We start from the raw sequence: 24,077 nt of genomic DNA on the forward strand, positions 1-24,077 counted from the left end.
GGAGCCCATGAGAAGAAAAACCAGAACGGTGACCATCGGGAACATCGCCATCGGATCGGACCACCCCGTAGCGATCCAGTCGATGACCAACACCCTCACGCAAGATGTGCCCTCCACCCTCCGTCAGATTGCTGCATTGGAGGAAGCGGGTTGTGAGATTTGTCGCGTCACGCTCAACGACCGGGAGGCCATCGCAGCCATCGGGGCCCTGAAAGCCGGTACGAACATGCCCTTGGTGGGCGACATTCATTTCGATTACCGTCTGGCCATCGCGGCCATCGAGGGTGGAATCGATAAGCTCCGGATCAACCCGGGGAACATCGGTAGCGACGATCGGGTACGCGCCATCGTGGACGCAGCGCAAGCCCATAACGTACCCCTCCGGATCGGTGTGAACGGTGGTTCTGTTGACCGGGACCTGCTGGCCAAATGCGACTACGATGTGGCGCGCGCCATGGTGGAGACCGCTATCGCGCACCTTGATCTCATGGAGAAGTGGCACTTCGAACCCCTGGTGCTTTCACTGAAGAGTTCAGAGGTAGAGGCCACCTTGCGGGCACACAGGAGCCTGGCACCCCATACGGCTGTGCCCTTTCACATCGGGATCACCGAAGCAGGCACGCGCTACCGCGGGACGATCAAATCGGCCGTTGGGTTGGGTGCGCTACTGGCAGAGGGATACGGTGACACCTTGCGTGTCTCTTTGGCGACAGATCCCACTGAAGAGATTCGCGTGGGACGCATGATTTTGGAGAGCCTGGGTCTCCGTCGTTTCGGGCCGGAGGTCATTGCCTGTCCGACCTGCGGTAGAACTCGCATCGATATCGAAGCAATCGCTGAGTCCGTGGAAGCGGCGACGGCCCACTTGGACCTTCCACTGAAGATCGCCATCATGGGCTGTGCCGTTAACGGACCCGGAGAGGCGCGCGATGCCGACATCGGGATCGCCGGAGGTGTCGGGGAGGCCCTGTTGTTCAAAAAGGGCGAGATCATCAAAAAGGTTCCCGAAGACCAGTTGGTGGCAACATTACTTGAGGAGATAGAGAAGATGAGGGATCAAAAGTGAGTCAACTGTTTAACGAACGACTACCCGAGGCTTTACAGGGGGCCGTGCAGAAAATTAGATTTGAGAAACAGAAGAACGCCTTGACCCTCCACCTGGCCCCAAGGGAGATTCTGTCCTACGGAGACCGAAAGACCCTTTACTTCGGCATGCGCAAGGATCTCGAGGGCTTGCGATCTCTGGGTTTTGATATTGACTACCACCAGCTCGTCACCTCCGGTGACGCCTGGGTAGAGGGTAACCTGGAGAATCTGAGAGCCGAGCTAAAGGACAAGGAGCCCGCGCTCCTTTCTTTTTTCGAAAAATGCAGAGTCCGTTCCGAAGGGCGCCGCCTGGAGATCCAAGCGCCCAATCAAGTGGTTTACAGTACCCTCGAGCAAGACGATATCGTCGGCAGGCTCCAGCGGATCTACGAGCGGGATTTCAGGGAAGTGCCGGAGATCCATCTGACCAAGCGTGAAGAGGGGGAGAGCCCTGAGCTCACCCTCGAGGCTTTCAAGGCGAAGAAGATCGACGAGCACCTGAAGGCCATCGAAGAACAGGCCCAGTCCGTCAAGAAAAAGCCCCGGGGTAAGAAAACGAGTGATGGGGGCGACGATGTGCTCTTCGGTAAACCCATCAACCGCCCAGCGGTGACCCTGGGGGATACCGAGGCGATTCACGAGGGAGCTACGGTGGCCTTCTACGCCACGGTCTTCGACCTGGCGGAGAACCAGCTGAAAAACGGAAAAACGCTCATGAGCCTCTCCGTCACAGACGGAACCGGTTCCATCAGCATCAAGATGTTCTTGAAAAAAGAAGACTACGCACGCCTTTCAGAGACAATCCACAAGGGTGGTTGGTACCTATTCGACGGATCCGTGCGCTACGATACTTTCGATAAGGAGCTATCCGTCTATGCCTACAGCATCGGGCGGGCGGAGGCGCCCCCCGCCCGTAGCGATGACGCCGAAGAGAAGCGGGTGGAGTTTCACCTGCACACCAACATGAGCGACATGGACGGGATCACACCTCCCGACAGGCTGATCGAACGGGCCATCGAGTGGGGCCACGAGGCCATCGCGATCACGGACCACGGCGGTGTACAGGCCTTTCCAGCAGCCGCCCGATACGGCGACAAGATCAAGATCCTCTACGGTGTAGAGGGTTACCTGATCAATGATGCCGCCGAGATTATCAAGGAGGAGAGGGGACAGACCCTTTCCGATACTTTTGTTGTGTTCGACATCGAGACCACCGGACTTTCCTTTGCCAACGACCGGATCACCGAAATCGGTGCGGTCAAGGTGACAGACGGTGAAATCGTCGATCGTTTCAGCGGCCTCGTGGATCCCGAGCGCCCCTTGAGCCAGGAGATCATCGAACTTACCGGCTTAACCGACGATGTGCTCAGGGGACAGCCGACCATCGACGCCGTGCTGCCGGAGTTCCTGGCCTTTTGTGGGGATGCTGCTCTGGTAGCGCACAACGCTGCCTTTGATATCGCTTTCATCCGCGAGAACGCGAACCGGTTGAAACTGGAGTTCTCTCCGACGATCGTCGATACCCTCTCCCTCAGCAGACTGCTGCTTAAGAAAATCCGTCGGCACAAGCTTAACACCGTGGCGAAACATCTCAAGATATCTCTGGACAACCACCACAGGGCGGAAGATGACGCCCAGGCTACCGCCGAGATCCTGTTGAAGTTCTTCGAGATGCTCAGGGACCAGGGTGTCGATACCCTGGCCGGAGTCAATGATCTCGCACTGGAAAAGATGGACTACAAATCGATGAAGACCCATCACGTGGTTCTCTTTGCCAAGGACCAGGCCGGCGTGAAAGCCCTCTACAAGCTGATCTCGGATGCGCATATTCACACCTTTTACCGGCATCCGCGTATCCCCAAGAGCGCCTTGGCCCGGGCCAGGGAACATCTGGTGATCGGAAGCGCCTGTGAATCGGGCGAACTCTACAGTGCTATGCGCGAGAACGCCACGGAAGAGGAATTAGAGAGAATCGCTGCTTTTTACGATTATCTCGAGATCCAACCGCTGGAGAACAATCGATTTCTCATCGAGAAGGGGCTGGTTAAGGACGATGCGGCCCTGATCGCCTTCAACAAGAAAATCATAGCCCTCGGCGAAAAGCTGGATAAGCCGGTGATCGCCACGGGCGATGTGCATTTTCTCGATCCAGAGGACGGGGAGTACCGCAAGATTCTCATGGCGGGCAAGGGCTTTGGAGATGCCGAAGACCAGCCCCCCCTCTACCTGAAGACCACTGAGGAGATGTTAGCGGCCTTCGATTACCTCGATGAAGCGACGCGTCACCGTGTCGTCATCGAGGCGCCGCGCGCACTGGCCGCTAGTTTTGAGAAGATAGCACCGATTCCATCGGGTACCTTCCCACCTAAAATCGAGGGGTCGGACGAAGAACTGCGCACCATGTGTCACAAGAAGGCTGTGTCCATTTACGGTGAACCGCTGCCACCAGTGGTGGAGACGCGGCTCCAACGTGAGCTCGACTCGATTATCAAAAACGGTTACTCGGTGATGTACATCATCGCGCAGAAACTCGTGACCAAATCCCTCGAGGATGGCTTTCTCGTGGGCTCTCGGGGATCCGTCGGCTCTTCTCTGGCCGCCACCATGAGTGACATCACCGAGGTGAACCCGCTACCGCCGCACTATGTGTGTCAGGAGTGCAAGCACTCGGAGTTCTTCCTAAACGGTGAGATCGCCAACGGTGCAGACCTCAAGGAGAAGGACTGCCCCCAATGTGGCCACTCGCTCACGCGCGACGGTCACGACATTCCCTTCGAGACTTTCCTGGGCTTCGACGGAGATAAGGAGCCGGATATCGACCTGAACTTCGCCGGTGTCTACCAGGCCGTGGCCCATCGTTACACCGAGGAGCTTTTCGGCGAAGGCTATACCTTTAAAGCGGGAACCATCGGCACCATCGCCGACAAGACGGCCTACGGCTTCGTCCGCAACTACTTCACCGAGCGCGATCAGGTGGTTCACTCCAAGGAGATCGACCGATTGACGCGCGGTTGCGTGGGCGTTAAACGCACCACTGGCCAGCATCCCGGTGGTATCATGGTCGTGCCATCGGACAAGGAAATCTACGACTTCACCCCTATCCAGCGTCCGGCCAATGATGTGAACAGCGACATTCTGACAACCCATTTTGATTACCATTCCATCAGCGGTAAGATTCTCAAGCTCGATATCCTCGGGCACGACGTGCCGACGATCATCAAGTATCTTGAGGAGATGACGGGGGAGGATGTCTTTAAGATTCCGCTTGGCGATCCCGATGTGCTCAAGATCTTCACCTCAGTGGAACCGCTGAAGATTGTGGATCCCGATTACAAGGCCGACGCCGGCAGCCTGGGGATTCCGGAGTTCGGTACCCGATTTGTCCGCCAGATGCTCGAGGACACCAAACCGAAGACCTTCTCGGATCTCGTTCGGATATCGGGTCTGTCCCACGGGACAGATGTCTGGTTGAACAATGCCCAAGAGCTCGTCCGCAAAAACACCGTGACGATCAAGGATGTCATCAGCACGCGTGATGATATCATGAACTATCTCCTGCAGAAGGATCTTGAACCGCTGAAGGCTTTCAAGATCATGGAGAAGGTCAGGAAGGGCAAGGGGCTCACCGAAGAGGACGAAGCCCTGATGAAAGACCACAAGGTGCCGGATTGGTACATTTGGTCCTGCAAAACCATCAAGTACATGTTCCCGAAGGCCCACGCCGTGGCCTACGTGATGATGAGCGTTCGTATCGCTTACTTCAAGGTCCATCATCCCCTGGCTTTCTACGCCACGTACTTCACGACCAAGGTGGAAGATTTCGATGCCGACCTGATCTGCCGCGGTAAAGAGGCCGTCAGAGCAGAGAGGCGTCGGATCGCCATGCTGGAGAAGGCGACGAAGAAGGAGCAGGACTTCGATATTATCCTTGAGATCACCGAAGAGTACTTCGCCCGCGGTTTCGACTTCCACAAGGTGGACCTTTATCGGTCCGAGGCGGAGCGCTTCACCCTGGTGGACGGTAAGATCCTGCCTCCGCTCCGGGCCCTGCAGGGCGTGGGTGAGAAAGTGGCCTACCAGATCGTGGAAGAGAGAATAAATGGGTCCTTCCTCTCCATTGAGGACATGCGGATCCGGACGAAAAGTACCAAGACGGTCATCGAGGCACTGGAGAATCACGGGTGTATCTCGGATCTCTCGGAGCGCAATCAGCTGAGCTTTTTCTAATTTGCCAGTAGGAAAAGTTTGTGCTATAATGTAGCTAATAGATCGTGTCCTTAGTGCAAGAGTGGGTTCAGCCCACTCTTTGTTGTTGTCAAGAAGGTGGTGTTAAGATGTCAAAACGTGTTGTTGAGTTGGTTGAGGAGATGGTAAAACCCTGCCTCGATGAGGAAAATCTGGAGTGTGTGGACGTGGCCTTTGTCAAGGAGGGACCGCACCGCTACCTGCGTGTGACCATCGATAAAGAAGGTGGAATCAGCCTCGAGGATACGGAGAAGGTGAGCCGCTTTTTATCCAATGCGCTCGACGAGAACGACCCGATCAAGGAGCAGTACTTTTTAGAGGTCACCTCGCCGGGGATCGAACGGCCTTTGAAGACGGAGAAGGATTACCGTCGATTCAAGGGGGAGCGCGTCACCGTCCATTTGTACGCGCCCATCGAGGGTCTCAAGGTCTTCACGGGGACATTGGTCGACGTGACACCCGAGAAGATCACGCTGGACAGAGAAGAGCTGGGAACGATAAGCCTATCGTTCAGTAAGATCGCCAAGGCGCATCTCAGCCACGATTTCGATTAGGAGGCAACCGGAAAAATGAAACCTGAACTGATAGAAGCGCTGGAGCAGATCGTCAAGGAAAAGGGAATCAGCAGAGACTTTCTGTTCCAAACCCTTGAGGATGCATTGATCTCCGCTTACAAGAAGAATTTTAACACCACGGGTAACGTCCGTATTGAGATGGACGAAAAATCGGGAGAGGTGAAGATCTTTGCCGTGAAGAACGTGGCCGAGGAGGTCTACGATCCTCAAGAAGAGATTACCGTGGAAGATGCGAAGAAGATCGATCCGAACTTCGAACTCGGCGATGTGGTCGAAGAAGAGGTTACACCGAAGAATTTCGGACGTATCGCCGCCCAAACAGCGAAGCAACTTTTGGTGCAGCGCATCAAAGAGGCCGAGCGTCAGATCATCTACGATGCCTACAAGGACCGCGAAACGGATATCGTCAACGGTTCCGTACAGCGTTTCTCCAAGGGCATCGTTTTCGTGAACCTGGGCCGTACCGAGGGTGTGCTCCTGCCGCATGAACAGCTGAAAAACGAGAGTTACGATCAGGGCAAACGCCTCAAGTGTTACATCATAGAGGTCTCTGAGTCTACGAAGGGGCCCCAGATTCTACTTTCGCGCACACACCCGGGCCTCGTGAAACGTCTCTTCGAGCTCGAGGTACCTGAGATTCACGATGGCGAGGTCGAGATCCGCTCGATCAGTCGTGAGGCCGGTAGCCGGACCAAGATCGCAGTTTTTGCCCCGGACCGGCACATCGATGCCGTGGGGGCCTGCGTTGGCCAGCGTGGATCTCGCGTACAAGCCGTGGTAGACGATCTCAACGGTGAGAAGATCGACATCATCGAGTGGCACGAAGACCCGAGGGTCTTCATCTCCAACGCGTTGAGCCCATCAGAGGTCATCGAGGTCATCCTGGATGAACCGAACAAGGGCGCGCTCGTGGTGGTCCCCGATTACCAGTTATCCCTGGCCATCGGCAAAGAAGGACAGAACGCCCGCCTGGCAGCCAAGCTGACGGGGTGGAAGGTAGACATCAAATCCGAAAGCCAGTATGCTGATTTGTACGAACAAGAAGCGCTGGCGCGTGAAGCGGCTGCGGCCGCAGCAGTGACGGAGGATGAGGAGACCAGTGAAGAAGCGTAAGATACCCATGAGAAAATGCACGGGATGCGGTGAGATGAAGCCCAAGAAGGAGCTCATCCGAATCGTGAAAAGTCCCGAGGGGACTTTTTCCGTCGATCTGACGGGTCGCGCCAACGGGCGCGGGGCCTATCTGTGTCCTGATCTCGCGTGTTTCGACCTTCTGAAGAAGAACAAGGGACTCAACCGGTCCTACAAGGAAAATGTACCAGAGTCGGTTTACGATGAATTGAGAAAGGTCCTAGAGAATGCACTCGAAGACCGGTCGTGACTTTTTAAACCTGCTCGGGTTTTGTATGAAAGCAGGCAAATTACTAACGGGTGCCGATGGCGTCATGCGCGGGATGAAAGGTGGAAAGGTCCATCTGGTCCTCCTCGCATCTGACACGGCGGTGCACACCGATAAAAAGGTGCGCGCTCTCGCCAGAGCCCTCGACGTTCCCCTTATCGCTACCTTCTCTCGCGAGGAGATGTCCCAGGCTATCGGTCGTACGAATCGAACGGTGCTCGGGGTCACGGATGAGGGTTTCGCCGGGCGGTTTTCGGCCCTGGAGAAACAGCTGGAGGTGGAGCAATGTCAAAAATGAGAGTCTATAGATTGGCTAAAGAACTGGGCATGTCGTCCAAACGATTGATCGAACAATTACACGCCGAGGGGATCGTCGTGTCGAACCACATGGCCACTCTCGACGACGATGAAGCCGATAAGATCCGTTCGATTATCAAGAACGGTGGTGTCGAGGCCGATGACGACGAACCCAAGACCAAGAAGAAACCGGCCCCTAAAAAGGTGAAGAAGGCCGCTCCCAAGGCTTCGGATGACGAAGACGAGGAAGAGAACACCACGGAGAAGAAAAAGAGCGATAAGAAGAAGTCCAGTGCGGGCAGACTACAGAAGAAAGAACGCGGTAAAGTGAACCGCCGCAAGGTCCGCGAAGAGAAGCACAAGCAACAGGAAATGAGAAAAATCGAAGTGGAGCAGGGGCGTCTCGAAGTTTCAGAGGCGTTGACCGTGGGCGATTTCGCCGAGAAAATCGGGAAATCACCCAACGAACTGATCCGCAAACTCATGAACCTGGGGATCATGGCGACGATCAACCAGGACTTGGATTTCGATACCATGGAAGTCCTGGCCTCCGACTACGAGGTTGAACTGATCCGTGAAGTGCCGGAGGAAGTGGATCTGCTGGCGGCCATGGACTACAAAGACGAGCCGGAAGAGCTGAAGAAAAGAGCACCCATCGTGACGGTCATGGGTCACGTTGACCACGGAAAAACATCGCTGCTCGATGCGATTCGCGAGACTAAGATCACCGATACAGAGGCCGGCGGTATCACCCAGCACATCGGTGCCTCCGAGATCTTCCTGCGCGGCGAGAAGATCGTCTTCCTGGATACACCGGGACACGAAGCCTTCACATCGCTCCGCGCACGGGGTGCTAAGGTCACAGACGTGGCTATCCTGGTGGTCGCTGCCGACGATGGCGTGATGCCGCAGACAGTGGAAGCTATCGACCACGCCAAGGCTGCCGGCGTACCGATCATCGTTGCGATCAACAAAATCGATAAAGCCAATGCGAATCCGGACCGCGTGAAACAAGAGCTTTCCGAGCACAACGTGCTCGTTGAGGAGTGGGGCGGCGATACGATTTCCGTTCCTTGTTCCGCGCTCAAGCGCGAGGGGATCGATGAAATCTTGGATATGGTACTTCTCGTAGCCGAGATGCAGGAACTCAAGGCCAATCCCGACCGCCCAGGGATCGGGACGGTTATCGAGAGCCGCGTGGAAAAGGGCCGCGGTACCGTGGCCACACTGCTCATTGAGAAGGGAACTGTGCACGCAGGCGATACGATCTTTGCAGGCGTAGCCTCAGGTCGCGTCCGCGCGATGTACAACCATCTCGGAAAAGAAATCCAGGTAGCCGGCCCCGCTACGCCCGTGGAGATCATCGGACTCTCCGATCTTCCCCAGGCTGGCGATCGCTTCTACATCACAGAAGACGATAAGACGGCTAGAGAACTCGCAGAGACCTTTGCAGCCAAGCGCCGCGAAGAAAATCTCCACGAGACGAACAAAATCACCCTCGAGGACCTCTTCAGCAAGATGAAGGAGGGCAAGGTGAAGGATCTGAACATCATCATCAAGGCCGACGTACACGGTTCTGTGGAAGCGCTCAAGCTCTCCCTCCTCCGCCTGTCGAACGATGAGATCAAGATCAACATCCTGCACGCCAACGTGGGAACGGTCACAGAATCCGATATCTCCCTGGCCGCAGCATCCAACGCTATCATTATCGGCTTCAACGTCAGCCCGAACGCTGTGGTACGACGATTGGCCGATGAAGAGGGTGTCGACCTGAGAACCTACCGCATCATCTACAATGCCATCCAAGACGTGGAACAGGCGATGACCGGTATGCTCGACCCCGAGTTCAAAGAAGTGATCCAAGGTCAAATCGAAGTGCGCGCGACCTTCAAGGTTCCCAACGCAGGGACCATTGCCGGTGGTTACGTCCAGAACGGTAAGGTGACACGCAACTCGAAGATCCGCCTGGTGCGCGACGGCATCATCATTTTCGAAGGGGAGATCGATTCTCTCAAGCGCTTCAAAGATGACGTCAAAGAAGTGAACCAGGGATACGAATGTGGTATCGGGATCGCAGGATTCAACGATCTGAAAGAGGGCGACATCATCGAGGCATACGACTTCGAAGAAATCAAGAGAACGCTTTAGAAAGAGAGGCGATCGACATGGCCCGATCGAGAGAAAAACGCATATCAGAAGAAATCAAGAAAATCGTCAGTAGCATGATCATGAACGGACTGAAGGATCCCCGCGTATCACGTCTGGCCAGCATCACCGATGTTGAGACCACGCGTGATTTGCGCTACACGACCATCTACGTGAGCGTATACGGCAAAGATGACAGCCTCGAGGAAACCCTCGCGGGTCTCAATAGCGCCAAGGGATACATCCGCAAGAAAATCGGCGACGAGCTCAAGATGCACCATACACCCGAGCCCGTTTTCAAAGCGGATAACGCTATCAAGCACGGCATGCATATCAACGAGATGATCAATAAACTCCATGAAGAAGAGGGCGACGGTGAGACTCATGACACCGACGAAGACGACGAGATTTAGCGGTTTTCAAACCGTTTGTCTCTTGCCTCACAGGATGCCCGATGGCGATGCCATCGGGTCTTCCATCGCCCTGAAGGAGTTACTTGTCAAACTGGGTAAAGAGGTGGATCTTTTCGTGGAAGAACCACTGCCGGGTCACCTGGGCTTTCTCTCCACCCATGTGACGGTTTACGAGGCGCCCCTTGCAAAACCCCACTACGATCTCGTGGTGGCTCTCGATAGCTCCACGCGCGACCGCGTGTCCGATCGGCTCGACCGCTTGGTATACGATCGTCTCTTGGCGATCGACCATCACGTCACCCATGTGCCCTTCGCCGACGAAACGCTACTCGTCGACGCAGCCAGCACCGGTGAGATCGTCCACTCCCTTTTCGCAGAGGAGGGGGCGATTCCCGAGGGCTTGGCCGCAGAGGCGCTCTACGTGGCCATGAGCACGGACACCGGGAGCTTTCGCTACAGCAACACCACCGCTGAAACCCATCGATTGGTGGCAGCCCTTTACGATCATGGGCTCGATCCCACCGAAATCAATGCCCACCTCTACGAGTCCGAATCCCTGGGGAAGGTACAGTTGAGAAGCCGTGTGCTCGCCAGGATGGAGCTTTTTCACGGTGGCCAAGTATCTGCCGCCAGGGTGACCCAGGCGGACATCGCAGCATGGGGGATCACTGATCCCGACTACGATGGGATCGTCGAGGCCCTTCGGGCCATCGAGGGGGTCGAGGTTGCCTTCTTCCTCCGGGAAAATGCACCGGGGCAATTCAAGGCCAGCCTACGTTCGAAGTTCCGCGTGGACCTGACGGCTATCGCCCTCGCCTACGGTGGCGGGGGACATGCTCGCGCCGCGGGCTTCGGTCGACCGGATGACGGCGAGACGCTCTACCGAGAGGTGATCGCTACGGTGGGTGATTTGCTTTGAACGGTTATATCAACATCGACAAACCCCAGGGGATGACCTCCTTTGCCGTTGTTCACCGCGTGCGAAAGCTCCTCGGCGTCAAACGCGTGGGACATGCCGGTACGCTCGATCCCAACGCGACAGGTGTTCTGCCTGTGCTCGTGGGCAAGGGGACCAAGGCCATGGCCTATCTCGACGATGAGATGAAAACCTACCGCGCTGAAATGGTCTTTGGAAAGGCCTACGACACGGAGGATATCTGGGGTAAAGTGGTCGACCGCGCACCCTATACCTTTGATCCGGAAGCCATCGAAAGGGTCTTGAAAGCATCGGTGGGCGAAATCTGGCAGGTGCCCCCCATGTACTCTGCCCTTAAGAAAAACGGGCAGAAGCTCGTGGACTTGGCTCGCCAGGGGATCGAGGTGGAACGAGAACCCCGTCGTCGTGAGATTTATGCCATCGAAGAGATTCGCTTCGATGAGCGGGCCGAAAGCGTGACCTTCGATGTCACCTGTTCCCGCGGCACCTATATCCGCACGCTTTGTGCCGATATGGGGCGCCAACTGGGGACCTTAGCGGCCATGAGCAGCCTACGCAGGCTCCAGAGTCACGTCTGCCGTCTAGAGGACGCCTGGCGGCTGGCGCCTATCGAGGAAGCCATCTGCTCGGGTGAGCAAAACTTTCTCCGTCCTCTAGAGGAGCTCTTTTCTCATCTCGATGCGATCGAGACGCCTGAGGCGCTGGACAAGCCGCTCACAAACGGTGTCAAGATCGATCTGACGCCCTACGCAAAAACGACCAAGCAGCTCTACCGCCTCTACAGCGGCCGCCGGTTTCTGGGACTCGCGGCACCGAAAAAGGACGGTATCTATATCGAGAAACTGATGATCGGGTGATCTGAGTGGAACTATACAGAGAACTGAAAGCATACCAATCCAATGCGCCTAGTGCCGTGGCGCTGGGAACCTTCGATGGTCTGCACATCGGGCATATCGAGGTGATCAGCGAGCTCAACTACTGGGCGCGCAAAAAGAACCTCAAGAGTCTGGTCTATACCTTCGAGAACCACCCTATGAGCTTGACGGCCCCGGAACGGGAGCCCGACAAGCTGATGACGGTGCCCCAGAAGATCGATGCCTTCAAGAAGGAGCATATCGACGGTCTCTTGCTGTTGCCCTTCGACAACTACCAGCGGGATATCGATCCCGAGCGTTTCATCAAGGAGGTCCTCGTCGACCACCTCTCCATGAAACACCTGGTTGTGGGTCACGATTACCGTTTCGGCAAAGGCGCCGAGGGCGACGTGCGCCTCATCGAGCAACTGGCGCCGGTGTACGGTTATGATTTCACCATCCTATCGGCTATCAAGAAGGGCGAGATCCGGATCTCGAGCACCTTGATCCGCGCCCTGCTCAGGCAGGGGAAGATCCGCGAGGCCAATCTCTTCCTCGGACGCTATTACAGCATCATCGGAGAGGTGGTCCGTGGCAAGGAGATCGGACGCAAAATTGGTTTTCCCACGGCGAATCTTAAGATCACCTCGAACATGACCCTCCTCAAGCCCGGTGTATACATCACGCGGACGAACGTGGATGGGATCTTGTATCCAAGCGTGACGAACGTGGGCTACAACCCCACCTTCCGTCAGAATCAGTTCAACCTCGAGACGCATATCCTCCAGTTTGAGGAGGATCTCTACGGTCGCACGATCGAGGTGATCTTTATCGCCCGTCTACGGGACGAGCATAAGCTCGATAGCGTGGACGAGCTCATCCGCTACATCGCATCGGATGTGGAAAAAACCCTGGAATACTTCAATCTTCCGTTTACAAGGGCGGAAGAATCTGATAAAATACTTTAGAACCTCAGGCTCGGCGATCCGTAACTCCGACGGTCTGCTTGGCCAGCAGGGGATACTAAGCATACACTTGGAGGTGTAAGGAACATGATGACAAAAGAGAAAAAGCAAGCGATCATGACTGAGTACCAAACGAAAGAAGGGGACACAGGTTCTCCGCAGGTACAAATCGCGGTGCTCACGTACCACATCAACGATCTCAACGAGCACTTGAAGATCCACAAGAAGGATCACCACTCGCGACGTGGTCTCCTCAAGATGGTCGGTAAGCGCCGTCGACTTCTCAACTACCTCAAGCGAAAAGACCTTGAGATGTACAGAGAACTGATCGTGAAGTTAGGTCTTCGTAAATAGACACATTCATCAGAGAAACCAGCGGGGTGTACAGGATACTGTGCACCCCGTTTTCTCATGGTGGAAGCGCGTGGATTTCGCTTTCAACTTGAGGAAAAGTTAGGTATAATAGGAGTGAGGCGAGCCACAGGAATGGGATTTATTACCTTTTTCCGATTCATCCTACTTGCCGAGCTATCGAAGTTCTTCGATGGTTGGATAAGTAGGAAAAATTCCATGGGCTCGCCATCCTGAAGAATCTATGGAGGTTATTATGGTAAGAGAGATCAAGCAATTCAAAACAGAACTGGCCGGTAGACCCCTCGAGATCGAGATCGGCAAGGTCGCCAACCTGGCGAACGGCGCCTGCACCGTCCGCTACGGTGATACGGTGGTACTGGTAACCGCCGTGGCCTCGGGCGTACGCGAGGGCATCGATTTCTTCCCCCTCAGCGTGGAGTTCGAAGAGAAGATGTACGCTGTAGGCAAGATTCCCGGTGGATTCATCAAGCGGGAGGGGAGACCCAGCGAGAAGGCCGTCCTCACGGCGCGTCTGATCGACCGTCCCATCCGTCCGCTCTTTCCCGATAATTACTTTAACGAAGTCCAGATCGTCGCCACGGTCATGAGCGTCGATCAAGACTGTCCTCCCGACATCCCGGCGATGATCGGTACATCTGTGGCATTATCGATCTCAGATATTCCCTTCAACGGTCCCATCGCGGCCGTATCCGTGGGTTATGTAGACGATCAGCTTGTGATCAATCCCGATGCCGAGACACGCGAGAAGTCCATACTAGACCTCGTCGTAGCCGGTACAGAAGAAGCCGTGATGATGGTTGAAGCCGGTGCCGAGTTCGTTCCCGAGGACACGGTCCTCGAGGCGATCATGACAGGGCACGGGGAGATCAAGAACCTCTGTCGTTTCATCGACTCGATCCAAGCGGAAGTGGGCAAAGAGAAGATGCCCGTGCCCGTGCCCGAGGTAGACGAAGCCTTTGAGAAGGAAGTGATCGACTTCTTGACAGAAGGTATGCAGCCGCTGCTTGGTATCACGACAAAGCAGGAGCGTTCCGCTGCTTTCAATACGCTCAGAAGCGAGATGATGGAGGCATTCCTCAACGAGGAGAAATCCAACGGTAAGTACCTCGGTGGCCTCTTCAAGAAGACGGAGAAGAAAGAGGTGCGCCGACTGATCACGCGCGATGGCTTCCGGCCCGATGGACGGGACTACACGGAAATCCGCCCGATCACCTGTGAAGTGGGACTCCTGCCGCGGACCCACGGTTCCGGACTCTTTTCAAGAGGACTCACCCAGGCCCTTACGATCACGACGCTGGGCGCGCTCGGCGAGGGACAGCGCATCGACGGCCTTGATCTAGAAGAGTTCAAGCGCTACATGCACCACTACAATTTCCCGCACTTCTCGGTAGGAGAGACCGGCTTTATGCGCACCAAGCGCCGCGAGATCGGCCACGGAGCCCTGGGCGAACGCGCCCTCGTGCCGGTGCTACCCGCTGAAGAAGACTTCCCCTATGCCATCCGACTGGTATCAGAAGTGCTTACCTCCAACGGGAGTACCTCCCAGGCCAGTATCTGTGGCTCGACCCTCTCCATGCTCGACGCCGGTGTTCCGCTCAAGGACTCCGTGGCCGGTATTGCCATGGGTCTGATCAAAGAGGGCGATGACATTGCCATTCTTTCCGATATCCAGGGTCTCGAGGACTTCCTCGGCGACATGGACTTCAAAGTGGCCGGTACGCGCGATGGCGTGACCGCCCTGCAGATGGATATCAAGATCGACGGACTCTCTCGTGAGATACTGGAGACGGCACTCGAACAGGCGCGGGTCGGTCGACTGCACATCTTGGATAAAATGAACGCTGTGATCGATCAGCCGCGCGAGGAAATGAGCCCTTACGCTCCACGCGTGCTCAGCCTGCGCATCCACCCCGATAAGATCCGCGAGGTCATCGGTGCAGGTGGTAAGGTCATCACGAAGATCACCACAGACTACAACTGTAAGATCGACATCGAAGATGACGGTTTCGTGCTCATCACGGCAGAGAATGGACCCAGCGGTGAGGCGGCCAAAAAGGCCATCGAAAACATCGTCAAGGACATTGAAGTCGGCGAGATTTACAAGGGTAAGATCGTCCGCATCCTGAAGTTCGGTGCCTTTGTAGAGCTTCTTCCGGGCAAAGAGGGTCTCGTGCGGATCGGCAACATGACCAATGATCATCTGCCGGCAATCGAAGACCGCTATAACGTCGGCGATGAACTCTTCGTGAAGGTCATCGAGGTCGACAGCAAGGGACGGATCAACTTATCCCGCAAGGCGCTGCTCGACGATGAGGGCAATGTGAAGGCAGAGTACACAACAGTTGAACAACAATAAATGGAGCATGCCGAAAGGCATGCTTTCCTTCAGTATAGGGGGCACTTTGTGATCAGAGAAAGAATATCTAACAATGGACTCAGACTCGTCACCGAAAGGCTTGAGGGCGTGCGCTCTGTGGCCATCGGTGTATGGATCAAAGTGGGTTCGCTCTATGAAGAGGAAGAGGAGAGTGGCATGAGCCACTTCATCGAGCACATGCTCTTCAAGGGCACAGAAAACCGCACGGGCCGAGAAATCACCCACCGGATGGATGGGCTCGGCGCCGAACTCAATGCCTATACCTCCAAGGAGTGTACGGTGGTCTACGCCAAGGTGCTCGACGAACATATCGATACGGCGCTCGACATCCTGAGCGACATGGTCTTCCACAGCGCCTTCGATGAGAAGGAGATCGAAAAGGAGAAGTCCGTGATTTTGGACGAGTTGAAAATGTACGAGGATTCTCCGGAGGATCGGATCTACGATCTGCTCAGCGAAAAGATTTTCGGCGGCCATTCCCTGGCCCGACCGATCTTGGGCCTCGAATCCAGCATGATGGCCTTTGGCCGCGAGGCACTGGTCGATTTTTACCGGCGTTTCTACCATCCCGATAACATGGTGATCTCCATAGCGGGCAGCTTCGATGAAGAGACCATCGCAGACCACGTGGACCGCTACTTTGAAAAAGAGATCCAGCACACCTTTCGACCGCCGCATGTCACCGCTCCGGGTTACGAGTGGGGGATGGTCCACCAGGAGCGCGACCTAGAACAGGTGCATGTTTCCCTTGGCTTCGAAGGTGTTCCCTTCGATGCACAGGAAGTCTACGCCCTAGTGGTCCTCGATAATATCTTGGGTGGCAACGCCTCCTCCCGATTGTTCCAACGTCTGCGTGAAGACGAGGCGCTCACCTACACCATCTACTCCCAACCTTCTTTTTACCATGAGATCGGCATCTACAGCCTCTATTTCAGTGTGTTACCCGACAAACTGCACATCGCAACCGATGTGCTCGTGGATGTGCTCCGCGAAATCGCCTCTGGAGATTTCAACGAAGAGGAGATCCACCGTTCCAAGGAACAGCTCAAGGGCAGTTATATCCTGAGTCTGGAGGGAACGGAAGAGATCATGAACATGATCGGCAAGAACTACCTGCTCGAGGGGCGGATCAAGACCCCGGACGAGATCGTGGATAAAATCGATGCCGTGACCATTGAAACCGTACGATCCATCGCACAAAAGGTCCTAGACCACGAGCGATTCGTCCTCAGTCTCGTAGGCCCGCTCGATGCACAAGAAGCCAAAGCACTACACGAACGCATCAAAGGAGGAATGAAACGATGAGCCTCTCGATCAAGATCATCAATCGCTCGCACCATCCCCTGCCGAACTATGGCACCAGCGGTTCTGCCGGCATGGACCTGAGGGCCTATCTGGAAGAACCCCTTCACTTGAAACCCATGGAGCGCCGGCTGATCCCAACGGGGCTTTATCTTGAGATTCCTATGGGGTACGAGGGCCAGGTGCGGCCGCGTAGCGGCCTCTCCATCAAGCACGGGATCACCCTGGTCAACTGCGTGGGGACCATCGACTCAGATTACCGGGGTGAGTTGAAGATTCCCCTGATCAACCTGAGCGATAAGGAGTTTGTGATCGAAGATGGCGATCGGATCGCACAGCTCGTGGTGGCGGCCCATGGCCATGTGGCCTGGCAACCGGTGAAAAGTCTGGAGACTTCGGACCGTGGTGCCGGCGGTTTCGGTCACACGGGACACAAGGACGACGAGGCCTAATGCTCCTGGTTAAAAAATTCGGAGGAACCTCTGTGGCGACGCCCGAAGGTCGAGCGGCCGTGCTCAGGCATCTGCTCGTGGCTCGGGAGGCCGGACACCAGGTGGTGGCCGTGGTGAGCGCCATGGGAAGAAGGGGCGATCCCTACGCCACTGACACCCTGCTCGACCTGGTCGCTTCCGGCGGCGTTCCCTCCGCCAGAACCCGCGACCTCGTCATGAGCTGTGGGGAGGTGCTCACGGCGGGACTCATCACCTCCGGGCTCTCGGTAGCCGGCTGTGCCGCCGAGGCCCTCACGGGCTTCCAGGCGGGTATCTTGACCGATGAGCGTCATGGGGATGCCACTGTGGAGAGTGTGCAGACCGATCGCTTGCGCGAACTGCTCGACGCGGGCATTCTCCCCGTGGTCGCAGGCTTCCAGGGAATCAACGAAAAAGGCGATATCACGACCTTAGGACGTGGGGGCTCGGATACCACCGCGACCGTCCTCGGCGCGGCCCTATCGGCGGATCGTGTTGAGATCTTCACTGATGTGGACGGGATTATGACCACGGATCCCCGCCTCTACGCTGGAGCGCGCATGATCGATCGTATCGCTTACGATGAGATCTTCCAGATGGCCGTCGATGGTGCGCGGGTGCTCGACCACAGGGCGGTGGCCGTGGCCAAACGTTCTGGGCGTCCCCTGGTGATACGCAATACCTTTGGAGATGGTCCCGGCACGACCATCTGCGCTGAAACCGACGGGGGAATCTTGACCGCGATTGCGACCAAAACCGCCATCGTTCAGGTGAAGCTTTTCATCCGCTCGTCAACGGCTGCAGCCGGTCTGCTCGATGACCTGGAAGAAGGGGGGATCAGTCTCGATATGATCAATTTTTCTGAAGACCAGCAGACCTTCACCGTCGCGGCGAGTGCCCTCGGGTCGCTTCTCGATATCTTGAACGACGAAGGGCTACGCTACCATATCCGAGAGGATGTGGCCAAGGTCACCGTCGTGGGCCACAGGATCCACGGGATCCCTGGCGTCATGAGGCGGGTGGTGGAGTCCCTCACGGCGGAATCCATCGATCTCTTGCAGACGTCGGACTCGAACATGACCATCGCCTGTCTGATCCACGAAAATGAACTTCAAAATGCCGTCCGTACATTACACCGCACGTTCTTCGAGGGAGGTGAGGAGAGTGGCGAAACAATCATCGAAGAAAAAGACTGAGAAATCCGGTAAGAGAAAGAAAAAGACCGGTAACTTTCCATCGCGTCGCGATCTGGTGATCTACGAAGTGAAACTCGTGGCACTGGGTCTCTTCACCCTGGCCAGCCTCATTTCCCTGTTGACCGGGGGCATGGGGATCGTGGGCACGGGATTTCGTCTTGCCTACGGTGCCCTTTTCGGACGATTTGCCATCGTGGTGCCCTTCTGGCTTCTGGTGGGACTCTTTCTCTGGATGAACCCACGCTTTCGTGCCGAACGCACGCGTTTGATCGCGGCCTTCAGTTTCTTTTTCCTCGCCCTCCACCACGGCCTGGTGCTCTACGTTGAAAACCGGGTGCTCTCCACCATCGAGGGGACCGATCGTCTTTTCTTCAGCCTCGAGACCATGGGTGACTTCATACGCCTCGGTCGAGAGGGACTGGGCCTCGGGCTCATCGGCGATAGTCTGGGCTTTTTCATCCTCAGTCTCGTGGGCCGCGTGGGCATGATGCTCCTCATCGTGACGTTCCTGGTCCTGGCGCTTCTGCTCGGCACCAAGTTCTCGCTCACAGAGACCCTTAAAAAACGCAGTGAAGCGACCTTGAGCGGAATCGGTCAGGTGAAAAAGTCGATCGAACACTCTACCAAGGAGCGACGTAAGCTTAGGGCCGACCACCACAAGCAGGAGGAGAAGAAGAAGGAACTTCTCTCCATGGAATTTAACGGGGTGGAAGAAGACGCGACCGAGACCACCGATACGAAGGTCCCGGCCCCAGCTCTTCCACCTGAGGAACCGGCGCCAGAGCCCGAGCGGCCAAAGCCTAAGAAAAAGGCGGAGCCCGTCGATGAAAAGACGGAAAAAGAAGTATCGGCCGCGATTTCCGAGGGGACCAAGAAAGCATACCCCGCCTACAAGAAGCCACCGCTTTCCCTGCTCAACCGGGCGGAGAAGGGGGCGGCCATCGATAAATCCAAGTACTTCGAGCGGGCCCGTGTGCTCGAGAAGACCCTGAAGGACTTCGGTGTGGAGGCCAAGATCACGTCGATCAACCGTGGACCGACCATCACCATGTACGAGGTCCAGCCTTCGGCCGGTGTCAAGGTGTCGAAGATTGTCAATCTCTCCGATGACATCGCGCTAAACCTGGCCGCCAGCCAAGTTCGGATCGTGGCTCCGATACCGGGCAAGGCCGCCGTGGGCATCGAGGTGCCCAACGAGGAAACCTCCCTCGTCACCCTTCGCGAGGTGATCGATGCCAGTGATTTTACCAAGTCGAAGAACCACCTCAAGATCTTGCTCGGCAAGGATATCCAGGGCCGACCCATCGTGGGTGATCTCGACAAAATGCCCCACCTGTTGATCGCCGGGGCGACGGGATCAGGAAAGAGCGTCTGCGTCAACACCATCATCACCAGCATCCTCTTCAATGCCACACCTGAGGAAGTGAAGTTCCTCATGATCGACCCCAAGGTCGTGGAGCTATCCAACTACAACGGGATCCCCCACCTGATCCTCCCCGTGGTCACAGACCCCAAGAAGGCCTCGGTCGCCTTGGGATGGGCTGTGGCCGAAATGGACAAGCGCTATGAACTCTTCGCCGCCGAGGCGGTGCGCGATGTGGACGCCTACAACAAAAAGGTCGTCCAGGGGGAGGCGCTCGAGGCGGAGAAGCTGCCGAAGATCGTCGTGATCATCGACGAGCTGGCCGATCTCATGATGGTAGCACCCGGACAGGTGGAGGATGCCATCTGCCGCTTGGCCCAGAAGGCCAGGGCATCGGGCATCCACCTGATCGTTGCCACGCAGCGTCCCTCGGTTGACGTTATCACGGGCCTGATCAAGGCCAACATTCCCTCGCGGATCGCTTTTTCCGTTTCGAGCTCAACGGACTCCCGCACCATCCTGGACATGGGGGGGGCCGAGAAGTTGCTCGGACGGGGGGATATGTTGTACTACCCTACGGGTATGCCCAAGCCCATGCGCGTCCAAGGTGCTTTTCTCAGCGATGAGGAGGTTGCATCCGTGGTGGGTTATGTGAAAAACCAGGTGGACGAAGTGTCGTACCAGACTGAAATCCTCGAGCGCACGTATAGCACGGCGCCCGAAGAGGAAGAGGATGAGTACCTACCCGAAGCCATTGAACTCGTTATCGAACAAGAACAGGCCTCAACCTCCATGTTGCAACGGCGCTTTCGCGTGGGCTACAACCGCGCTGCGCGAATGATCGACGCCATGGAAGACAGGGGAATCATCGGACCGTCCAATGGGTCGAAGCCGAGAGAGGTCCTCATGTCGCTGGCCGAACTAGATAGTTTGGAGGAAGAATAAGTTATGAAACTCTACATCGAAACACTGGGTTGCTCAAAGAACCTCGTGGACTCCGAGCTCATGCTCGGGATGGCCGGGGCTGCAGGGTACACCCTCGTGGGTGATGCCGGCGAAGCGGACATTGTGGTGGTGAACACCTGCAGTTTTATCCACGATGCCAAGGAAGAATCCGTCGAGGAGATCCTCCAGATGGCCGAGATGAAAAAAGCGGGGGAGATTCGTCATCTGATCGTGGCGGGCTGTCTCTCCGAACGGTACCCAGGGGAGCTCTTCGATGAGCTACCGGAGGTTGATGCCTTTATCGGAACGACCCACTTCGATGAAATCGTCCGGGTGATCGAACGCGTCAAGGCGGGCGAGAGGCTGGTCTCCACCGGGGACATCGACCGACCCTACGACGAGACGCTCCCGCGCCTGCAGACCACACCGGCACACTATGCCTACATCAAGATTGCCGAGGGGTGTGACAACCGGTGCACCTACTGCATCATCCCCAAGCTCCGCGGGGCCTACCGCTCGAGAACGGTGGAGGCCATCACAGTGGAAGCCCGGCGTCTTGTGGCCGACGGCGTCAAGGAAGTCATCCTGATCAGCCAGGATTCTTCACGCTACGGTCTTGACCTCTACGGAGCACCGTCCCTCGCCGAGCTCTTTGCGTCGCTCGATACCATCGAGGGCCTCGAGTGGGTTCGGGTACAGTACCTGTATCCGGATATCCTAGACGAAAAGATGATTGCTGCCTTCGCAGCGAGTGAAAAGGTGGTCCCATATTTTGATATTCCCATGCAGCATGCTTCCGACGATGTGCTCAAACGGATGAATCGCCACACAAACCGGGCGGATCTCGAGCGGATTGTCAAGACCATCCGGGAGAAAGTGCCGGGTGCTGCGATACGAACGACACTGATCGCCGGTTTTCCCGGCGAGACCCCGGCCGATCACGAAGTGCTCAAGGCTTTTCTAGCTGAACAGGCCCTCGATAAGGTGGGTGTCTTCAGTTACTCCGATGAGGAGGATACGCCGGCCTTCAAATTACCCGGCAAACTCGATGATGAGGTGAAGGACGCCCGTCGTGATGAGCTCATGGCCCTGCAGATGCAGATTAGCGAGGCTAAGCAGTATGAACAGGTGGGACACACAAAGCGTGTGCTCATCGAGGAACAGGCAGACGAAGGTGTTTTCGTGGGACGAACGGCCACAAACGCCCCGGATGTCGACGGAGTGGTGTACGTACATGCTGCGCGTCCCCTGGCGATCGGTTCCTTTTACGAGGTAAAGATCACCGACGCGCTGGAATACGACTTGATAGGAGCGATAGCAGATGAACATCGCGAATAAACTGACCCTCTTGCGGATTCTTTTGATCCCGGTTTTTCTCTATTTCCTTCTGAACGGACAATTTGCCGTGGCGGGCGTCCTGTTTATCATCGCGTCCCTGACGGATTTTCTCGATGGGTACCTTGCGCGCAAGCTCGACTTGATCACGAAGCTGGGAAAACTAATGGACCCGCTCGCGGACAAACTTCTTGTGCTCTCGGCTTTCATCGGTTTCGTTGAAATCGGTATGATCCCCTCGTGGATCGTGATCCTGATCACCTCGCGGGAGTTGATCGTCAGCATTTTCAGGGCAGTGGCGGCTTCCGAGGGCATCGTGATCGCTGCGAGCTGGTGGGGTAAGCTCAAGACGAACGCCCAGATGTTCGCCCTGATCTTCCTGATGTTCCCCATGCTGATCCCGTCGGTGATCGCGACGATCACCCTGTACATCGCCGCGCTGCTCACCCTGATCAGCGGGATCGACTACCTATGGCAGAATCGTGCCGTTCTCAGGGAGTCATCGTGAAGGCGGCCGTCCTGACCGTCGGTACGGAGCTTTTGATGGGCTACGTGGAGAACACGAACACCACCTATCTCGATGAACGGCTGAACGCTCTAGGGATCAGCGTCCTCTACAACATGAGCGTTGGTGACAATGCAGGGCGTCTCACACGTCTGCTGAGCTACCTCGAGGAGGAAGTTGACCTGGTGATCACCACGGGTGGCCTCGGTCCCACAGAGGACGATCTGACGCGGGAGACCGTGGCGGCTTTCACCGGTCGTTCCCTTGCGCAGGATGAAACTGTCCTGGCCCGCTTGATCGAGCGCTTCAGAAACAGCGGATACGAAATGACACCGAACAACCTCAAGCAGGCCCTGGTGCCCGCGGACACCGAGGTGCTACCGAATCCCAGGGGAACGGCGCCCGGTCTTTTCCTCGAGACAGACCAGTGCACCTTCGCCCTTTTGCCCGGTCCCCCTCGGGAGATGATCCCCCTTTTTGAAGAGGAGGTCGTGCCGCGGATCCGTGACCGTGTTCAGCAGGTGATCACATCGACCTACTTCCGTCTTTTCGGTATCGGCGAGTCGCAACTGGAGTCGCGGCTCGAGGATCTGATGAGCGGCCAGCACAATCCCTCTTTGGCCACATATGCCAAGCCCGATGCCCTTACCCTTCGGCTCACGGCCTCAGGCATTTCGGAACAAGAGAACCTCGTGCGCATGCAGTCGGTGCGCGAGGAGATCCTTGACCGAGTGGGTGATCACGTGTACTCAGAGCGAGATGAACACCTGGCAGAGGCCGTGGTCCGGCTCCTAAGTCGGGCGAAGCTGAGCCTTTCTGTTGCGGAAAGTTGCACTGGCGGCCTGCTCTCCGCCAGCATCGTGAACGTACCCGGCGCCAGTAGTGTCTACCTAGGTGGTGCCGTGACCTACTCGAATGAGGAGAAGATTCGGACGCTGGAAGTAGACGCTACCCTCATCGAAGACCAGGGGGCCGTGAGCGCCGAAGTGGCCGAAGCGATGGCGCGTGGTATCGCGGGTCGAACGGGATCCGATGTCTCCCTGGCGATCACCGGGGTTGCCGGACCCGACGGGGGAACGGAAGGCAAGCCCGTTGGACTTGTCTACGTTGCACTATCGATCCGCGGAAAAGTACAAGTAACAGAGCACCGGTTCGCAGGTGGGCGGTCGCGCATCCGTCACCGATCCTCTCAGCAGGCGCTCTTCCATCTCTTCCGCGCCTTGACAGATCCCGATAATTGGAATAATATGGGATAAACTCGCAGTTGACATCCCGGCTGGGTGCGGTATAATA

Annotated in this window: 20 protein-coding genes; all 20 read left to right on the forward strand. The window is 56.5% G+C overall.

The annotated features are described in order from the left end of the window. Nucleotides 1-7: 7 nt before the first annotated feature. The 20 genes from ispG (at nt 8) to ACULM0_RS00960 (ending at nt 24,040) form a co-directional block, all read left to right on the forward strand. On the forward strand, nt 8-1,066 hold the full coding sequence (gene ispG, locus ACULM0_RS00865) for a flavodoxin-dependent (E)-4-hydroxy-3-methylbut-2-enyl-diphosphate synthase (protein WP_463678569.1): 1,059 nt from the start codon (nt 8-10) through the stop codon (nt 1,064-1,066). Further along, nucleotides 1,063-5,313, forward strand: a complete 4,251-nt coding sequence (locus ACULM0_RS00870) for a PolC-type DNA polymerase III (protein ID WP_463678570.1) — start codon at nt 1,063-1,065, stop codon at nt 5,311-5,313. Before ispG ends, ACULM0_RS00870 begins: the two co-directional genes overlap by 4 nt. Before the next feature lie 107 nt (nt 5,314-5,420). Next, entirely contained in the window at nt 5,421-5,885 is a 465-nt protein-coding gene (gene rimP, locus ACULM0_RS00875; RefSeq protein WP_463678571.1) for a ribosome maturation factor RimP, read from the forward strand. 15 nt (nt 5,886-5,900) lie between these two features. Then, nucleotides 5,901-7,019 carry a transcription termination factor NusA gene (gene nusA, locus ACULM0_RS00880; RefSeq protein ID WP_463678572.1) on the forward strand — a complete coding sequence of 373 codons (1,119 nt, stop codon included), beginning with the start codon at nt 5,901-5,903 and terminating at the stop codon, nt 7,017-7,019. After that, on the forward strand, nt 7,006-7,287 hold the full coding sequence (gene rnpM / locus ACULM0_RS00885) for an RNase P modulator RnpM (protein WP_463678573.1): 282 nt from the start codon (nt 7,006-7,008) through the stop codon (nt 7,285-7,287). Before nusA ends, rnpM begins: the two co-directional genes overlap by 14 nt. After that, a complete protein-coding gene (locus tag ACULM0_RS00890) occupies nt 7,265-7,603 on the forward strand; it encodes a L7Ae/L30e/S12e/Gadd45 family ribosomal protein (RefSeq protein ID WP_463678574.1) in 339 nt (112 codons plus the stop codon). The genes rnpM and ACULM0_RS00890 overlap by 23 nt, the downstream gene beginning before the upstream one ends. Then, nucleotides 7,591-9,750 (forward strand): translation initiation factor IF-2, encoded by a 2,160-nt coding sequence (gene infB / locus ACULM0_RS00895; protein ID WP_463678575.1) that lies wholly within the window; start codon nt 7,591-7,593, stop codon nt 9,748-9,750. The genes ACULM0_RS00890 and infB overlap by 13 nt, the downstream gene beginning before the upstream one ends. Before the next feature lie 17 nt (nt 9,751-9,767). Then, nucleotides 9,768-10,160 (forward strand): 30S ribosome-binding factor RbfA, encoded by a 393-nt coding sequence (gene rbfA, locus ACULM0_RS00900; RefSeq protein ID WP_463678576.1) that lies wholly within the window; start codon nt 9,768-9,770, stop codon nt 10,158-10,160. Beyond that, nucleotides 10,132-11,079, forward strand: a complete 948-nt coding sequence (locus ACULM0_RS00905; RefSeq protein ID WP_463679835.1) for a DHH family phosphoesterase — start codon at nt 10,132-10,134, stop codon at nt 11,077-11,079. Before rbfA ends, ACULM0_RS00905 begins: the two co-directional genes overlap by 29 nt. Further along, nucleotides 11,076-11,954 carry a tRNA pseudouridine(55) synthase TruB gene (gene truB, locus ACULM0_RS00910; protein ID WP_463678577.1) on the forward strand — a complete coding sequence of 293 codons (879 nt, stop codon included), beginning with the start codon at nt 11,076-11,078 and terminating at the stop codon, nt 11,952-11,954. The genes ACULM0_RS00905 and truB overlap by 4 nt, the downstream gene beginning before the upstream one ends. 5 nt (nt 11,955-11,959) lie before the next feature. Further along, entirely contained in the window at nt 11,960-12,919 is a 960-nt protein-coding gene (locus ACULM0_RS00915) for a bifunctional riboflavin kinase/FAD synthetase (RefSeq protein WP_463678578.1), read from the forward strand. Nucleotides 12,920-13,006: 87 nt separating this feature from the next. Further along, a complete protein-coding gene (rpsO, locus tag ACULM0_RS00920; protein WP_463679836.1) occupies nt 13,007-13,270 on the forward strand; it encodes a 30S ribosomal protein S15 in 264 nt (87 codons plus the stop codon). Nucleotides 13,271-13,523: 253 nt separating this feature from the next. Continuing rightward, nucleotides 13,524-15,647: a polyribonucleotide nucleotidyltransferase gene (gene pnp, locus ACULM0_RS00925; RefSeq protein ID WP_463678579.1), complete on the forward strand. Its 2,124-nt coding sequence runs from the start codon at nt 13,524-13,526 to the stop codon at nt 15,645-15,647. A 48-nt stretch (nt 15,648-15,695) separates the two neighbouring features. Beyond that, entirely contained in the window at nt 15,696-16,973 is a 1,278-nt protein-coding gene (locus ACULM0_RS00930) for a M16 family metallopeptidase (RefSeq protein ID WP_463678580.1), read from the forward strand. Beyond that, nucleotides 16,970-17,422: a dUTP diphosphatase gene (dut, locus tag ACULM0_RS00935; RefSeq protein WP_463678581.1), complete on the forward strand. Its 453-nt coding sequence runs from the start codon at nt 16,970-16,972 to the stop codon at nt 17,420-17,422. Before ACULM0_RS00930 ends, dut begins: the two co-directional genes overlap by 4 nt. Further along, nucleotides 17,422-18,636 carry an aspartate kinase gene (locus ACULM0_RS00940; RefSeq protein WP_463678582.1) on the forward strand — a complete coding sequence of 405 codons (1,215 nt, stop codon included), beginning with the start codon at nt 17,422-17,424 and terminating at the stop codon, nt 18,634-18,636. Before dut ends, ACULM0_RS00940 begins: the two co-directional genes overlap by 1 nt. Beyond that, nucleotides 18,605-20,944: a DNA translocase FtsK gene (locus ACULM0_RS00945; protein WP_463678583.1), complete on the forward strand. Its 2,340-nt coding sequence runs from the start codon at nt 18,605-18,607 to the stop codon at nt 20,942-20,944. The genes ACULM0_RS00940 and ACULM0_RS00945 overlap by 32 nt, the downstream gene beginning before the upstream one ends. A gap of 3 nt (nt 20,945-20,947) precedes the next feature. Then, on the forward strand, nt 20,948-22,282 hold the full coding sequence (gene rimO / locus ACULM0_RS00950; protein WP_463678584.1) for a 30S ribosomal protein S12 methylthiotransferase RimO: 1,335 nt from the start codon (nt 20,948-20,950) through the stop codon (nt 22,280-22,282). Then, the gene (pgsA, locus tag ACULM0_RS00955; protein WP_463678585.1) at nt 22,266-22,787 is read left to right on the forward strand and encodes a CDP-diacylglycerol--glycerol-3-phosphate 3-phosphatidyltransferase; all 522 of its coding nucleotides are present in this window, start codon (nt 22,266-22,268) and stop codon (nt 22,785-22,787) included. The genes rimO and pgsA overlap by 17 nt, the downstream gene beginning before the upstream one ends. Further along, complete coding sequence (locus ACULM0_RS00960; RefSeq protein WP_463678586.1) at nt 22,751-24,040, forward strand: competence/damage-inducible protein A; 1,290 nt, start codon at nt 22,751-22,753, stop codon at nt 24,038-24,040. The genes pgsA and ACULM0_RS00960 overlap by 37 nt, the downstream gene beginning before the upstream one ends. Nucleotides 24,041-24,077: the final 37 nt, after the last annotated feature.

It is taken from the genome of Halotolerantifilum yawarlongkerapense, assembly GCF_054506745.1.

What these genes read in the sequence shown, in the direction of transcription:
- pnp (WP_463678579.1), top strand. Translation starts at nt 13,524, where the DNA reads ATGGTAAGAGAGATCAAGCAATTCAAAACAGAACTGGCCGGTAGACCC.
- ACULM0_RS00890 (WP_463678574.1), top strand. Translation starts at nt 7,265, where the DNA reads ATGCACTCGAAGACCGGTCGTGACTTTTTAAACCTGCTCGGGTTTTGT.
- pgsA (WP_463678585.1), top strand. Translation starts at nt 22,266, where the DNA reads ATGAACATCGCGAATAAACTGACCCTCTTGCGGATTCTTTTGATCCCG.
- ACULM0_RS00905 (WP_463679835.1), top strand. Translation starts at nt 10,132, where the DNA reads ATGACACCGACGAAGACGACGAGATTTAGCGGTTTTCAAACCGTTTGT.
- ACULM0_RS00940 (WP_463678582.1), top strand. Translation starts at nt 17,422, where the DNA reads ATGCTCCTGGTTAAAAAATTCGGAGGAACCTCTGTGGCGACGCCCGAA.
- rimP (WP_463678571.1), top strand. Translation starts at nt 5,421, where the DNA reads ATGTCAAAACGTGTTGTTGAGTTGGTTGAGGAGATGGTAAAACCCTGC.
- rpsO (WP_463679836.1), top strand. Translation starts at nt 13,007, where the DNA reads ATGACAAAAGAGAAAAAGCAAGCGATCATGACTGAGTACCAAACGAAA.
- nusA (WP_463678572.1), top strand. Translation starts at nt 5,901, where the DNA reads ATGAAACCTGAACTGATAGAAGCGCTGGAGCAGATCGTCAAGGAAAAG.
- dut (WP_463678581.1), top strand. Translation starts at nt 16,970, where the DNA reads ATGAGCCTCTCGATCAAGATCATCAATCGCTCGCACCATCCCCTGCCG.
- rimO (WP_463678584.1), top strand. Translation starts at nt 20,948, where the DNA reads ATGAAACTCTACATCGAAACACTGGGTTGCTCAAAGAACCTCGTGGAC.
- rbfA (WP_463678576.1), top strand. Translation starts at nt 9,768, where the DNA reads ATGGCCCGATCGAGAGAAAAACGCATATCAGAAGAAATCAAGAAAATC.
- ACULM0_RS00960 (WP_463678586.1), top strand. Translation starts at nt 22,751, where the DNA reads ATGGCAGAATCGTGCCGTTCTCAGGGAGTCATCGTGAAGGCGGCCGTC.
- infB (WP_463678575.1), top strand. Translation starts at nt 7,591, where the DNA reads ATGTCAAAAATGAGAGTCTATAGATTGGCTAAAGAACTGGGCATGTCG.
- ispG (WP_463678569.1), top strand. Translation starts at nt 8, where the DNA reads ATGAGAAGAAAAACCAGAACGGTGACCATCGGGAACATCGCCATCGGA.